15 protein-coding genes and 1 pseudogene are annotated in these 15,255 nt (G+C 35.5%); 6 read left to right on the top strand and 10 right to left on the bottom strand.

Features of this window, described 5'->3' with window-relative positions; translation table 11 throughout:
• Positions 1 to 155 (top strand): annotated as a pseudogene (locus DNJ77_RS07645) (IS5/IS1182 family transposase); the annotation flags it as partial.
• A 60-nt stretch (positions 156 to 215) separates the two neighbouring features.
• Here the strand turns inward: DNJ77_RS07645 and DNJ77_RS09960 are convergent.
• The 10 genes from DNJ77_RS09960 to DNJ77_RS07600 form a co-directional block, all read right to left on the bottom strand.
• Positions 216 to 365: a hypothetical protein gene (locus DNJ77_RS09960; RefSeq protein WP_157966646.1), complete on the bottom strand. Its 150-nt coding sequence runs from the start codon at positions 363 to 365 to the stop codon at positions 216 to 218.
• 192 nt (positions 366 to 557) lie between these two features.
• Positions 558 to 1,286: an MFS transporter gene (locus tag DNJ77_RS07640; RefSeq protein ID WP_116964406.1), complete on the bottom strand. Its 729-nt coding sequence runs from the start codon at positions 1,284 to 1,286 to the stop codon at positions 558 to 560.
• Positions 1,241 to 1,753 (bottom strand): MFS transporter, encoded by a 513-nt coding sequence (locus DNJ77_RS07635; protein WP_116964405.1) that lies wholly within the window; start codon positions 1,751 to 1,753, stop codon positions 1,241 to 1,243. The genes DNJ77_RS07640 and DNJ77_RS07635 overlap by 46 nt, the downstream gene beginning before the upstream one ends.
• Positions 1,750 to 2,793, bottom strand: a complete 1,044-nt coding sequence (locus tag DNJ77_RS07630) for an FAD-dependent oxidoreductase (RefSeq protein WP_116964404.1) — start codon at positions 2,791 to 2,793, stop codon at positions 1,750 to 1,752. Before DNJ77_RS07630 ends, DNJ77_RS07635 begins: the two co-directional genes overlap by 4 nt.
• Positions 2,790 to 3,149: a cupin domain-containing protein gene (locus DNJ77_RS07625; protein ID WP_116964403.1), complete on the bottom strand. Its 360-nt coding sequence runs from the start codon at positions 3,147 to 3,149 to the stop codon at positions 2,790 to 2,792. The genes DNJ77_RS07630 and DNJ77_RS07625 overlap by 4 nt, the downstream gene beginning before the upstream one ends.
• Entirely contained in the window at positions 3,131 to 4,405 is a 1,275-nt protein-coding gene (locus DNJ77_RS07620; RefSeq protein WP_116964402.1) for a lysine N(6)-hydroxylase/L-ornithine N(5)-oxygenase family protein, read from the bottom strand. Before DNJ77_RS07620 ends, DNJ77_RS07625 begins: the two co-directional genes overlap by 19 nt.
• Positions 4,406 to 4,407: 2 nt before the next feature.
• Positions 4,408 to 5,883 carry a class I tRNA ligase family protein gene (locus DNJ77_RS07615; RefSeq protein WP_116964401.1) on the bottom strand — a complete coding sequence of 492 codons (1,476 nt, stop codon included), beginning with the start codon at positions 5,881 to 5,883 and terminating at the stop codon, positions 4,408 to 4,410.
• A 619-nt stretch (positions 5,884 to 6,502) separates the two neighbouring features.
• Positions 6,503 to 7,297, bottom strand: coding sequence for a phosphodiester glycosidase family protein (locus tag DNJ77_RS07610; RefSeq protein ID WP_116964400.1), 795 nt, complete (start codon positions 7,295 to 7,297; stop codon positions 6,503 to 6,505).
• 3 nt (positions 7,298 to 7,300) lie between these two features.
• Entirely contained in the window at positions 7,301 to 8,011 is a 711-nt protein-coding gene (gene purC / locus DNJ77_RS07605; protein WP_116964399.1) for a phosphoribosylaminoimidazolesuccinocarboxamide synthase, read from the bottom strand.
• A 25-nt stretch (positions 8,012 to 8,036) separates the two neighbouring features.
• Complete coding sequence (locus DNJ77_RS07600) at positions 8,037 to 9,104, bottom strand: hypothetical protein (protein WP_116964398.1); 1,068 nt, start codon at positions 9,102 to 9,104, stop codon at positions 8,037 to 8,039.
• A gap of 301 nt (positions 9,105 to 9,405) precedes the next feature.
• On the opposite strand from DNJ77_RS07600, the gene DNJ77_RS07595 reads away from it, so the two are divergent.
• From DNJ77_RS07595 to DNJ77_RS07575, 5 genes are all read left to right on the top strand, one after another.
• Positions 9,406 to 10,665, top strand: coding sequence for an MFS transporter (locus DNJ77_RS07595; RefSeq protein WP_116964397.1), 1,260 nt, complete (start codon positions 9,406 to 9,408; stop codon positions 10,663 to 10,665).
• Positions 10,666 to 10,814: 149 nt separating this feature from the next.
• On the top strand, positions 10,815 to 11,528 hold the full coding sequence (locus DNJ77_RS07590) for a Crp/Fnr family transcriptional regulator (protein WP_116964396.1): 714 nt from the start codon (positions 10,815 to 10,817) through the stop codon (positions 11,526 to 11,528).
• A 174-nt stretch (positions 11,529 to 11,702) separates the two neighbouring features.
• The gene (locus tag DNJ77_RS07585; protein ID WP_116964395.1) at positions 11,703 to 12,197 is read left to right on the top strand and encodes an Hsp20/alpha crystallin family protein; all 495 of its coding nucleotides are present in this window, start codon (positions 11,703 to 11,705) and stop codon (positions 12,195 to 12,197) included.
• A gap of 663 nt (positions 12,198 to 12,860) precedes the next feature.
• On the top strand, positions 12,861 to 14,093 hold the full coding sequence (gene hemA, locus DNJ77_RS07580) for a 5-aminolevulinate synthase (protein ID WP_116964394.1): 1,233 nt from the start codon (positions 12,861 to 12,863) through the stop codon (positions 14,091 to 14,093).
• Positions 14,090 to 14,947: a DMT family transporter gene (locus DNJ77_RS07575; RefSeq protein ID WP_116964393.1), complete on the top strand. Its 858-nt coding sequence runs from the start codon at positions 14,090 to 14,092 to the stop codon at positions 14,945 to 14,947. Before hemA ends, DNJ77_RS07575 begins: the two co-directional genes overlap by 4 nt.
• Positions 14,948 to 15,255 lie beyond the last annotated feature (308 nt).

The raw sequence follows: 15,255 nt of genomic DNA, 5'->3' as shown, positions 1-15,255 counted from the left end.
GAAAATTATCCAGTCTCCGTGTACTAAATGAAAACGTAATAGGCATGTTAAAACGTTTTAAAATTATTGCCGACAAATATCGGAATAGACGAAAAAGGTTTGGACTTCGATTTAATTTAATAACGGGAATTTACAACTTTAAATTGACTAATTGAGGTTTGGAAAGAACTCTAATATATTTTGAATAGCTCTTCCAGTCATGGCTGTAGAATAGTTCAACCATGAATACCACTACCATTGCTACACATATCAAGAATTCTTTCTTTTGTCTTGGACAGCCGACCTAGTGCTTTATATTCAAGTTGAAAGTATTCGCCACAATCTAGGCAACGGTGTCTTTGCGCACCATTTGGACTAGATTTCAATTGGTTATTACCTGCTTCAACTGTCTTTATTGAGTTGTAATTCCTGCAGCGTACATCAATTTTCGCTATTTTTTATTTGAAATTATAAAAACAAATTTGCTAGATAATAACACTACCGAAATTTTCTTTAGACTATTCGTTAGCTGATTGAGATGCTTTTTCATGTTGTGCAAATCAAGAAAAAATAACGTCTTACTCAGCACTTTGCAAATCTTTCTTCGTGTACAGAGATTCTGGATTAATCGAAAAAATAGATAATTTTAGTAAAACAAGTGCCAATATCAACTCAATAAAAGCTAAGGTAGAAATTATAATAATAACACTCGTATAGCCAAAAGCCACGATAGCCAATCCAGCTATTGGAGGAAAGGCATAGACACCAATAAAATATGATAAAGAAAAAAAGGTAATCACATCCGCCCGGTGATTTGGTTGTGTAACATTAACAGCAATAGCCTGTATTGTCGGATATACTAAACCATAACTTATGCCAAATAAAGCTGAGCTAATACAATACAACAAAACACTGTCACTTGAAAACAAGAATGAGGTCAAACTTATCACCATTAGGATTAACAACACAATTGCAACTTTATACTGATTATATTGAGAAAGACGCTTACCCAACAAAAGTCGCGATAAAACAACAGAAAGGGAATAAATTAAATAAAAAGATGAATAATTCATTCCAATACTATTTGCGTATGTTGACTGAAAATTCACCATAATGGTAAACGCACAGGCTCCCAAAAATACCATAATGAGAGGGTATAGAGCCATTGATTTTATAATCAAAGAAAATGTTTTCCAATGTGTTTCATTTTTTGGAAATTCTTTGAATTCAGGTCTTGCTAAATAAAAACAACCTGCAGCAACTAAACTTGCAATACCCGCAATAAAAAATAAATATTGAAAATCCATTTGGTCCTTCCAAAAAAATGCGTTGCAACAGGTGCCACACCAGAACCTAGAACGCTAAAAGCTGATAAATAACTAAAAAACACACTTCTATTGGTATTATTTGCAAATAAAGAAAGGGAATATGGTGCTGAATTGTAATAAAACCCCCAACCTATACCTAACAGTAGAGAAGCTAGAATAATTTTAAGTCCCATAGAATGTACAACAAAAACAAATAATAAAATTCCAACAGTATATGAGATACAACCAATTACAGTTACTAAATTACTTTTCATTTTTTTTAACATTAATTTACTAACAATAACGGCAAAGATAGTTCCAATTCCAGTAACTCCCAAGAGAAACCCTGTAGCATCTTGAGCCCCACCCAAGTGCTCTATAAACAAAGGTAACAGGAAAAAAGCACCATATGAAAATGATAGCAATAATGCACCTATAAAAATAAAAACCACAGACTTTTCTTTCATGTTAAAAACTCTCTACATATTTGGCTAGCGATAGCATAAGAGAATCGATATCCAGATCCGGATGCTCCTTCAACAAGAAGGTTTGCTTTTGACAGGGTTGAAATTGAAATCTCCCCAGATGGCGAATAATGATCGCAAAACACTCTTCCACCTGAAAATAAATCACCCAGTTCGTTTGAATATTTCCTCAGAATCCCAAGAGCGATTTCTAAATCTTTCTCTGAAAATGTCAGCTGTTGCTTAGGTGCTACATCCCAATCTTCTGAAGTGAAGCTCATCAGCCAATAACCTTTTTCGGGCAAGGGCAATAAAAAAGCTTTCTCATCAAAAAAAATAATTGCTGGATCATCCTCAGCAGGTATAGAAGCTAAATGCAATGCTGCAACCTTTTTTATTTTCACCTGATTAGTTTTTTGAAGTGCCTCCCCATACTGCCAAGGACCAGTTGTAAAAAGGTTTTTTTTGCTTTTTAAGCTCACCCCGCTCTCCAATGTAATATGCTCTTTATCCATGTGATGAATCGGAGAGCATTCAAAAATCATATGGGCTTTTCTTCTGAGAAACAATGACATTTGGTTCATCAGCATTGGCAAATCAGCACAGTGAGCGCTTTGCCTAGAAAAATAAATTTTCTTATCCGTTGGGATGTTTAAATAATTCCCTATAGAACATTTGGTTTTTAATGCACAATCATTAGAATCTTCCAAGTCAGATGCTATATAATATTTCTGAAAATTATTTATGCTTGTAGCACCTACAATGTAGTATGCCTGTTTCTTTTTTAACTTCAGATCAATATGGTCTTGGAGTTCTTGCATTACAGAGCTACCCTCAATAATCAATTTTTTTCCATTCTCTGTGTCCGTTTTTGCAAGTGGTGTCGAGAAGCCAGCAGAATACCCTGATGCTCCAAAACCAATTAAATTTTTATCTACCAGAGTCATTGAAAGGCTTGGGTTACGTATTGCAGCGAGTGTTGCTGTTGTCAGCCCTACAATCCCACAACCAATAATTAATAAATCGCTTTGATATTCTTTCATGGGTTCCACCAAATCGAAATAATAATAAGCGGAGTATTACCAATATTTTCTACCGAATGCCGCTGAAAAGAATCAAAGTACACCGCATCCTTTTCTTTTACCTCAGAAACACTTTTATCACACGTTACACGTCCCGTACCACTGACGATTAACCATAGTTCTCTTACTTCATGGCAATCGAATGGCGTAGTAACGCCTGGCTGAACCGTAAAGAAAGAAGACTTAAAAGGAGCAACTCCCTGTATATTGCCAGCAAATAAAACCTCTTGAACTTCTATACCTAACGGAAGATTTTCTAAAAATTGTTTTTCTAAAATTTCCATAAATCTCTCTTCAGCTATTGAACCAAGCCCCATTGAATCAGGCAATCACCTTCAACATTTTGATAAACCTCTTTCCCTGAAATTTGATTGATGATTCTTGCACTCCTATAAGCAAGCAAGCTCAGATTGGGATCGGCAACACCATGCGTATGTCGTGCACCATTTTGAATGTAGATGGCGCAGTTTTTATCTCCTTCCCAATGCAAGCGATAGTCCTCATCAACTATAAGACCATGCTTATCCCTATTTAATTGATTTGAAATTTTTTTCAAGAAATGTGGTTCATGATAGTGATAACCTGTGCACAATATTATTCCATCTACATTGTATTGCTTATCTAATTCTGCTTCCAAATCAGAAACCGAAATTGAATATCGGTCATCGAGTTGATTCACGTCATGCAACTCATGAGATGGCAATAAATAACAAATCTGAGGGAGTTTTTTCACATATTTCAGCTCATACAAACGCCTATATATCAATACAGCAGTGGACTCTGAAATTCCATCACTCGCTAATTTATGTTGCGCCAATAATCTTTCTTTTTTGGCGGATGACAACGAAAAAAAGTGTCGAGAGTACGCGGGAACAAATAGCTCGTTTGTGAATGGGGGGTCATCGATAGGCAAAAAATTTAATCTTTTCGAAAACCACAAAATTTTTGCGGGCATGTTTTCTTCATCACTTATTAAAGATTGAACTATTTCTGCCGCACTCTGACCGCCCCCAATAATGGCCAATGTCTTGTTTTTAAAGTTTCGCTTTTTAAACATAAACTCACTATTGTGAAACACGGTATCGCTAATAATACTCCGACAACACTTGGGAATATAGGGTCGCAGCCCAGTTCCTAAAACAAGGTTTTTAGTTAATAAAATATCTCCTGTAGAAGTCGTTACTTTAAGATGCTCACCATTATAATCAAGGTCAGTCACCTCAGAGCCTTTGTCTACATTATTTAGACTGTTAAAAACCCATTGTAAATAATCAGCAAACTCACTACGGCTAACTGCTTCGAAATTGGCAGTGATAAATTGATATAAACAGCCTTTTGAATGCAGGTAATTAAGATAAGAATATGGATTTGTTGGATCTACCAAAGTTACCAAATCTTTCAGATAAGACACCTGTAGCTTAGCCTCTGGTAGCAGCATGCCAGGATGCCAATTAAAGCTACTCTGCCTTTCGACAAATCGCGCCGTTAATTCAGGGGCTCTCACACCCAATAACGCAGATAAACTCAGATTGGCAGGACCAGCTCCTATGCCAACTATGTCATACTTATTCATTACTAGCCTACCTTGATTTCAGAAATATTAATTTGCTCAATCTCACTCATTGAGAATGGCTCCGAAGAAAAGTGATTGCAATTCTCTAATGATGGTACTCCGGTACCTCCAAGAAAATCCCACACTCTTTGACTCAACACTGGCATTACCGGATAGCAAAGAATCGCGATACCGTGCAACCATTCCATATACTCACTTTCATAAACGTCGCCTTCCAGCCAGCTTATAATATCCAAATAAAACTTATTTCCACTATAATTACTGGGGATTGCATCCATTTTTTTCTGCTCCCATAATCTTAACAGGCCGCTACTATGTTTGTTGTGCTCTTGTCTAGGCAAATAGAAATTTGGAACTTTTAATTTACTAATTATTTTTGCGTTTATTATACAAGCAATCCAATTATAGAAACTTACAAATTCCTGCAGATTAAAATCACTCTGATCCTGATCAGCATTAACTTTGAGCAAGAATAATCTAATCAAATCGATGCTAATATTTTTAGGTAACTTGTGAACCCATATAGCATGGTTTCTACTGGTAGAAAACTTATCTCCATTTAATGTTAAAAATTTATTTGACAAGTAGCAATCAAAACCTTTATGACCTAATGACAGAGCTTGATTTAATGTCTCTACCAAAAAAGTCAATGTGTTATCAAAACCAAAACTGACCACTGTATTAACGTCCGCATCCTCAGTAAAGGGTAGAGTTTTTAAATTTAAAGCTTTAACACAAGACTCTCTCAATGCTGTGTAGTAAGAAAAAAATGTACCATAGCTATAATAAACTCGTTCATGCGAAGCTGAAATCCCCCACTTAATTGGAAGGGTTAATCGTGTGTAGTCATTCTTGGCTAGAAAACTTTGTGTCAATTCAAGAGAGTTTTTCGGGACATAAGAAGCCACAAGCGCCTTCTGCAGCTGTGGTTTATCCATTTTGAGAAATAGCGTACTAACTCTCTTCATTTCTGTTAACTTAAACTCTGAGCGACAGTGAACGCCTGTCATTTCTTCTGGTCTATAGGTAAATCCACATGTTTCACAAATAAAGCCAGAAGTAGCGTGCTTGCACTCTGGGCAGATACCAGCAATAAAACTGGGAGGTAGAAATCCATAGTTATTAGAAAAAGGGTACTGTTCATTAATTTCAACAGCTTTGCCCATATCAACCAATTGCTTTACTTGCTGTTGTGTTATTTCAGTCAAATGATTTTTATACTTGATATCCAATGGATTCAAGAAAAGATCCATATCAATTAACATGGTTTTCAAGTCATTTACAATTTGATCATGATAAAAAAAGCAAAGCGCTTCAATTGATTTTTTTTGGTTATGTGCGGCAAGTAAAGCATGAGACTCATAGCTATCAGAGCCACTACAAAAGAAGACAACGTTGCCAATTTGCTGATTTGATCTTTTGATTACGTCTAACTTTAAAAATGGCCCTCCAATATGTCCCAAATGCAACCATTCCATTTGGGGTTGGAATGGCAGAAACTAAAAGGTACTTTTTGCAATTATTATTCAGAAACATTTTAGTTTTTAGTTAATTTAAGTAACTAAATGTATAATATTGAAAAAGCAAATATAAATCAACACAAAAAGAATAGTTTATCAGAGGAATCGCATTTAAAAGTTATTGGTTTATCGCAAATTATATGAAAGATTTTACAACTGATTATCTTTGATATTTTTTAATCTCATGTACTTTTACGCCATAAAGCAGTGCCGAAACATCCACTTCAAGCCTCCTTTGCAATGGTGGTTAATTGGTTTTGCTTTACCTGAATAACAAATGGAATTCCATGATCATTGAGTAACTTTAACCATACTCCACCAATAAACTCACGATCACCTAAAACACCTGCAATAAGATCTACGCCAAACTGCTTGATAAAGCCTTTAACTAACTGGACTCACGCATTTTTAATTTTCTCATACTCATTTTTCATTTCTAAATATAATTTTATATGTTGATTGATTAGCGGCAATAACGCTTTCCGTGTCTCGCAGCATGTGATTATCATCTGTTGTCCTTAGTCATATTCATCAAATCTGATCTCTATCAAATATTTCAAATAATAATTAAGTTTTTTTATCGATTTTTGCCTATTTCATTTTCAGTAAGTTTGAAATACACTACACTTTTTACTGGAACGTACTCTGGATAAATAATTGGTGTTACAATTTGACGCAATACAAAAGCTGCTGCTATACCTCCATCAAAATTTACTGCTCGTGTAACATGGAAATTAAGTTGAGCTGTAATTGCCTTTATGACATTAGCACTTTGTTGCAAAGTTGCACTATCAATAAAAAATACCATTAAATGATTATTCGTAGTTTCTGCATAAATTACTCTTTTTGAAATACGTGTGTTTTCAACTTTTTGTATCTCATTATTTTTCATGAGAACTGGTCCTGCTTGAAACGCATAATATGCATTTTTATAGTTTTGATCTTTGTCTAAAATACTTATTTGACCATTTTTATCTATCGTTATAACTGAAGATAGCAAGCTATTTTCAACTAATCCCAATCTGAGTTTTCCCTGATCAATTAAAAGCCCATTGACTAAAAAACCCTCACGATAATAGCCCCCATTTGTGGCTAAAAAAGCATTGTTATATGATGCTATATCTAGTGTACTTTGAATATTATCCTCACGTTGGATAAACAAACCCGCGTGATATTGATTATTTTTAAGAACAACAACATCAACTAATATAGGAAAGGTTTTCTTTTCAATAGCTGCAAACTCATAAAAAGATACACCAGCATTTACTAATTTATGTTGACTAACGGTGTTTAATTGCCACGCATAACTTAAGGTTATTCCTAAAAAACAAATCAATGCGAACAATAAAAATTTATACAAAACAAAACGCATTAGTTATATCAACGTAAGCCCAATACGTTTAGCAACGGTTTTATAGTGCCCTACCACGTCACCTAAATCCTGACGAAAACGGTCTTTATCAAATACATCTTTTGTTTGTTTATCCCATAGCCGACAGCCATCAGGACTAAACTCATCACCCAACAATAACGCACCATTAAAGCGACCAAATTCAAGCTTATAATCAACTAATAGCAACCCCGCATCATCAAATAACTTAGACAAAATATCATTAACTGTAAAAGTCACCTTGCGCATATATTTTATTTCCTCAGGCGCTGCCCAATTAAAAGTCAAGATGTGTGATGTGTTGATCATAGGGTCACCTAAGGCATCGTCTTTCAAAAAAAATTCAAAAACAGGACGCTCAAATTTCATGCCTTTTTCAAGTCCCAAGCGCTTACAAATTCCACCTGCAGCATAGTTACGAACAACACATTCAACAGGAATCATCTGTAGCTTTTTCATCAAACTTTCTGTTTCGGATAGCACTTTAATAAAGTGTGTTTTTACTCCTCTCTCCTCAAGTTTTTGCATAATATAGGCATTAAATAAGTTATTGACATGACCTTTATCTTTTAAGGCTTCCTTTTTCACACCATTAAAAGCAGTAGCATCATCTCGATATTCAATCACAACTTCATTGCTATTGTCTGTTTGATAAACTGATTTTGCTTTTCCTTGGTATATTAATGACTTCTTCATTTTATTTAGCCTTTTTCTACTTCATTTATTGTGCGGATGTTAATGGAATATGACTTGCAATGTTTGCTAAAATGAGTTTAGCGACTTCAACGGGAATAAGAACTTGTTTTATATCAAATAAAGATACTCTTAATTGTTGCTGCTCTTCTCTAAAGAAGTTGCGCCAATTACTCATATCACTGAAAATTGATCCGTTTTGTGTATAAGGGTATAAATACAATAAATAGCTTTGGTCTTTGCTATCCTCAATCAAAATTGTTTGCTGTTTTTCATCATACGCTATGTATTTAAAACCAGCATTATTAATTGCCTGTTTTAAAGTCTTATTTATGGTTTGCTCATCACCTACAAATACGATAGACGCGAGTGTATCGTCGGTATAAAGTTGGAACTTCAAACCACTATTTGTGTTAATAAAGCCAAATTGTGCATTAATGAGCATTGCTTCATCAACTTGTTGACCCTTTATCGCTTTATCAATCGCTTCGACCAATTGCTGAGATAGTTTATCTGTTGCTGGCTTTTCATCTATTTCAAACAATGAAAGCTGGGCACGTCTAAATTCATTTTTAATAGGTTCAATAAATACATAGTATGATTTAGCTGACAGTTTATCTTTAATCACAAACCGACTATTGTCTTTGTCTGTTTTTTCAATTACGATTGTCGATACCTTATTTTGTAAAGCATCTTCAATAATTTTCCATACTAACTTATATGGCTCATAAATTATAAGCTTTGCTTGATTGTTTTTATCATAATCAAGTTTAGTAGAAACCACGTAAAGTTGCTTTTGTTCAATAAGACTCACGTTATAGCCTGATCCAAAATTAGGTGGCAATAAAGCGCTTTGTGCTTGTTTAAACTCATTAGTTGTAAAACTTGTTTGCCCTTCTGGCACGACAAGTGCTGGATGAATATTAGGGTTGTCAGACACAGACTTTGGCACTTCAAGTGGCTTGTTTTGCTCTACAGGTTGGCGTGCATAATCAAAGTCACGGTTACGGAAAAAATCACTGGTTGAACCACAACTTGTTAGTGTTGTAACGCCAAAAATGGTGAATGAATATAAGATAATTTTTTTTAATTTCATGCGTTATGGTGATTGAGAAAAAGTAACCCTATTATACACAAAAGCAGCCAAAGTACGCATTTGATTTTAGCGCAAAAGCTCAGTTAATTAAGCCAATACTCAAGATAGACAAGATAAAAAAGTTTTTGTCAAGCCTATAATTATGGATTCAAAAGCTAGTTTAGGTCCATTACTTAAATTGGTTTTTCCATTTTTTTCCTTCGTACATTCACTATTGTCAAAAACATATTTCGACATTTACCTTTTTTTTCAGTATAAAGAAGCATATTAGAAATGATATTCTTAACGTAAATTAGGATCTATGATTAGTCATCGTAATCTCATAGCTGCTTGGATTTGTTTTCTAGGCGGCTTTTTTGTTTTGTACCAATTTTTATTACAAGGCTCAACGAGCTTAATGGTGCATACTTTAATGCAAGACTTATATCTTAACTTGATACAAATTGGCTTTCTATCATCAGCCTTTTTTTATCCTTACATTCTGTTACAAATTCCAGCAGGCTTTATTATTGATAAATTTGGTCCTAAAAAGACATTGTTTGTCTCAACCTTTATACTTGCAGTCAGTACTTTAGGCTTTTCTTTTTCTGAATGCTTTGGAAGTGCCAATATTTCTCGCATTATCATGGGAATCGCAAGTGCGCCAGGTGTGGCTTGTGCAATGTACTTAGCGGCACGTTGGTACCCTCAAAGATTTACCCTCCTTGCAGGACTTATTGAAATGATGGGGATGCTAGGAGGAGCCCTTGGAGATTATTTCTTGGAAATTTGGATTCAAAGTTATGGCTGGCGTATTGCTATGATTATTTGTGCGATAATTGGGTTTATCCTTGCACTTCTTATTCTTATCTTTGTAAAATCCACTCAACATGAAATTTGTAAAAATACAACAAAATCACAAAAAACAAATTGTGAACCTCACATATTAAAACACTTTATTATATTACTTAAAAACCTAAACGTTTGGCGTTATAACTTATTTGGCGGTTTAATTTTTACCATTATTAGTGCCTTTGCCTCTTTGTGGTGTATTGGCTTTTTACAAACTCTATATCCAGATCATGTAAATTATGCCGCATATGCCACTGCATTTGTTTTTATTGGTGCAGCTGTCGGTGCCGCTCTAAGCGGTTGGCTTGCTAGCAAGATAGGATGTCAGCTCGTGATGCAACTCTTCAGTATCATTGCATTTATTAGCTTTTCACTGCTTTTGTACTTACCCATGCAATTTAGCATTGCTAATATTGTCTTGTTTTTATTAGGATGCGGATCAGGTGCTTATATTCTTCCGTTTGGTAGTGTCGAAAAAATTGTACATCCAGATGCACAAGGCATGGCAATGGGTTTTACTAACATGATTATCATTGGTCTAGGTGGTCCGCTATTGCAGCCATTAATTGGTTGGATTTTAAGTTGGTATCAATCTGCTTATCAATATACTACAAATACACTATCTGGTTTCCAAACGGCACTTTTACCTATTACAATTGGTTTGATCATCGCTGTTATTCTGGCTTTTATCCCTCAGCAAAATTCTAAATTAACCAAGAGGAACATTTAAAAACAAGATTATTTAAGATATTACCCTACTATTTATTTATATTAAATAGAATACACTTTATTACCAATTTCATATAGTTTGCAATGTAAAATAATAACAATATAGAAACAGCTAGTTTGATATTCTGATCATGATTTTGGTAAATTGTTATGCAAGTAGACTTCTTTCAATGCATTGGCTTGTTTTCACAAGCTTCACAAGAAAGCTTAAAACGACTATCACAAATCGCTAAACGGTACGTTTATAAAAAAGATGCCATTGTTTTTAACCACGCCCAAAGCCAACAAACTTTTTTATATGTCATAACTGGTAGTATTAAGTTATATAAACAAAGCATTGACGGGGAAGAAATCATTGTCGATGTGCTTACTCAAAGTCATTATTGTGGTGAAAACTTCCTCTTTACATCGAGTAAAGAGTATACTTATGAAGCACAATCTATTTCACATCTTGAAATCTTTACCTTACCCATTCAATCATTAAAACAGCTGATATTGTCTGATCACAACTTATCGTTAAACTTTTTGCAAGCTACTTTGCAAAAGCAACGACAGTTAACTACACACATTGAACATTTGTCTACTCAAAATGCCATGCAACGAGTTGGCAGTTTTCTATTACAATTATGTGACAATACAAAAAAGCAAATAAATATAAGTTTAAAACTACCTTATAATAAAGCTTTATTAGCGTTGCGCCTAGGTATGAAACCTGAAACATTTTCTCGTGCTTTAGGCAAGCTTAGTAAGCAATGTGGGATACAAGTTAACAATGAACATATTAATATCCCTGATCGTTTTAACTTAAATCAATATGTTTGTTATCATTATCCCAAAACTTTTCCTTGTAGGGCAGAGAGATAAATGCAATCCAATCGACCCTCTTAAGACTTAATTTATCATCTATAATGTTGACTCACACAATAAAAAAAGATCATTTTTTTCTTACAACTTGACTTTAGTCAAGGCAGCCTTTTAAAAACTAAAAGATACTTGTCATGCTTAATTAATCTTAGGTATTACATAGGAGGTTGCATTATGAATTTTTTAAGCACAAAGAAAAACATTCCTGTTACTATTAGTCAAAGCAAGCAAAACCCATTCTGGTCACTACAAAATGAACTCAATAAGGTTATGAGTGACTTTAATGAGTGGTTCGAACCATTTCATTTTCCTAGCGAACGTTTTGAAAACGTTTCACTTAACCCCGCCACTGATATCGTGGATGATAATGACCAATTTAAAGTTGAAATTGAAATGCCTGGTATGGGTGAAAATGACATCAAAGTCTCAATCGATAATGGCATTTTAACTATCAAAGGTGAAAAAACCAGCTCTAAACAAGATAAAAATAAGAACTATATGATGCGCGAAATTAGTTATGGGAGATATGAGCGTAGTATACTTTTGCCTGAAACAGTTGATGTAGATAAAGCAAAGGCTTCTTTCAAAAAGGGAATGCTGTGGATCACGTTACCTAAGAAGCCAGAGTGTGCTAAAAAATCTCGAGAAATTATTGTTGAAAAAGCGTAACACAGAGTACATTTTGTTAGCACACATTTATAGCATTCAGTGATTTAAGTCCAATCAAAACTTATGAGCTTAATTAAAAATTATAATAATTGAGACCAAAATCAACCAATCAGTACTGGCTTATCAAGCTAAAAAAGAAAACTTAAGATAAGCACTATCAATAAAAAGCGTATGTATTGTTTTTGAAGTTGCCAAGAGTCTTTTAATTTATTAACGACGATCTTTGATTAAACAAATTTTGCCTATATCAGAAGTTTGAAATATGCTAAGAAATTGCGTGTTATCGCTAGCAACACGCATAAAACCTTCTTAATAATGACAAAGTCAATTTTTCTTCGCCAGTAACTATTAATTAGTGGTGTCATACTTTAGAGCCTGTTCAAAGTTTCTTCTGTGCTATTAGCCTAATGAAGCGAGTACAACCATTTGCAAACTTGTATTAATTTTCCTTTCACAGTTTTTCCATATATGAACAGTTCTATGCACTCGCAGCATAATTATGTCCAGAGAATGACTGTTTGTATAAATTATGAACTAATTGTTGAGTCTGCGACAGAACCCCTTATGACTAGTCAGAATTATTTTCCGCTTGACTCCCCCCCCTTAAGGGCATATTAATTCGCCGCACTATTCAAATAACAAAAGCAAACAAGGTTTTACAAGGTGTATACAAAAATTATCAGCCAAAAACTGGAGTCTTTGAAGGAAAGTGGACAGTATCGAGAGTTCGTCACCATCAATAGGATACGCGGACAATATCCGTTAGCTCAATCAGTAACTCAAAAAAGTACAGAGCAGGTTGTTGTCTGGTGCAGCAATGATTATTTAGGGATGTCACAACATCATATCGTGACAGAAGCCATGCATGACGCAATTCGATCTTTGGGCGCCGGCTCTGGTGGTTCTAGAAATATCGGTGGGACACACTCTTACTACACCGCGCTTGAATCTGCTCTTGCTGAGTGGCATGGAAAAGAAGCCGCATTGGTGTTTCCCACAGGATATGGTGCAAATGATGCAACATTACAATGTCTGCTACGGTTGCTTTCTGACTGCATAGTGTTTTCTGATGAACGTAACCATGCATCGATCATTAATGGGATACGTAGTACTCAGGCTGAAAGAATGGTGTTTAGACACAATGATGTTGAGCATTTAGAGGCACTGCTTGTAGCTCAACCATTTGATCGACCAAAAATTATTGTATTTGAATCGGTATATTCCATGGATGGTGATATTGCTCCAATTCAAAAGATTGTAGCGCTTGCAAAGAAATATAACGCGTTAACATTTCTTGATGAAGTGCATGCAATAGGTATTTATGGACCGCGCGGTGCTGGCATTGCTGCTGAATTAGGAATTGCCAATAAGTTAGATTTCATTCAGGGAACAATGGCAAAGAGTATTGGAGTCATTGGAGGATATATTGCAGCCTCATCACTACTTGTTGATGTTATTCGCTCATTTGCACCTGGATTTATTTTTACAACGTCCTTACCTCCTGCGGTTGTTGCAGCTTGTCATGCAAGCGTTGAATATCTGAAATCATCAGATAACGAACGAATTGTGTTGCATCAGAAGACCAATACGTTAAGGGATGCGCTAATTCGCGCACATATTCCAATAATGGCATCAAGTCGCACACATATTCTTCCCGTGTTGATTGGAGATGCAAAAAAATGCAAGGATGCTGCAAAGCGTTTACTAGAACAACATCATATCTATCTACAGCCAATCAATTCACCGACAGTTCCTATAGGCACAGAGCGCTTTCGCGTTAACGTGACGCCAAACCATACCAAAGAGCAGATCGAGAAATTAGCTTTCGCACTCACGGAAGTTTTTCACTATTTTGGAATTTCTTTCAGTCACGAGCAGGATTTTTTAAACGCATGACAGTTTTTATGTACGCCTTTTGCGCCATTGTTTGGGGAGTGAACTTTGTCGTCATCAAAATTCAAGGAACCCCTGTGAACCTTGAATTATCGCTGACGTATCGATTGGGCGGAACCGTTTTATTGTTTGTTGCTTTTTTGTATCTTATAAAACCTAGGGGAAGGCTTTCTCGACAGGATTTTCTCCCTATAGCGAGCTTTGGAATATGCAACCTAGCCTTGAGTTATATTTGCCTGTATTATGCGACAATATGGGTTTCTGCTGCACTTGTAACGTTGATATTTTCACTCAAAACTGTTATGACTCCAATTGCGCTTCGCATATGTCTAGGAGACCGTCTTCATCCTAGAATTCTGGTTGGAGGCTCGATGGGCATTATGGGTGTCTCCATACTTGTTTATCCTTTGTTAATGAATGGCGCTGGAGTGAGCAATTTAAAGGGAATAGCCATTGCATTGCTTGGAACGCTATTGACGGCGATTGGTGATGTTGCCTCCGCAAGAAATGTACGATGTGGTGTGAATGCGATGTATTCAAATAGCATTGGTTTTGCCGTCGCTTTTATATTTTCACTTATGGTTTGTCTGATACAAAAACAGAGCTTTACATTGCCAATATCCTTTTCCTACCTCGGGGCTTTGATGTTTTTAATTGTCTTTTCCTCTTTTACTGCATGGATGTTTTATCTTAAATTAGTTGCGCGCATCGGAGCATCTGCAAGCAGCTATATGGTAGCACTTTTCCCCGCGATAGGCGGTATTTCCTCAGTAATCATTGGAGATTCTGCTCCTACCTTTTATTTACTATTTGGATGTTTGTTCAGTGGTGTTGGAGCGCTTATTGCTTTAAGGTAACTATTCAAGGTAGTGAGTGGGTAGTGTCTTAGTTTGTCACTCGTATACTCCGTTCCCATTAAAACTACTTGTCAGCTGCTTGAGATGCTTTTTCATGTTATGCAAATCAAGAAAAAATAACGCTTCAAGCAGTTGTTTGCAATTTTTTCTTCATGTACAGGATCATATTGATAAAGCCACCCTTGCTTCTACCAAACGCTTGAAGCGCATTGCCTTCTTTTTATAACCTGCCGAACAAGCATGCACCTCTTACAATCGTTGAATCAAGCATCGTATCTTGCATACTCTAATTACGTAGCGTGTAGTTT

This window comes from Fastidiosibacter lacustris (assembly GCF_003428155.1).
Lineage (GTDB): Bacteria > Pseudomonadota > Gammaproteobacteria > Francisellales > Francisellaceae > Caedibacter > Caedibacter lacustris.
The sequence above is the reverse complement of the archived record's forward strand: the minus strand, read 5'-3'. Positions and strand labels throughout refer to the sequence as shown.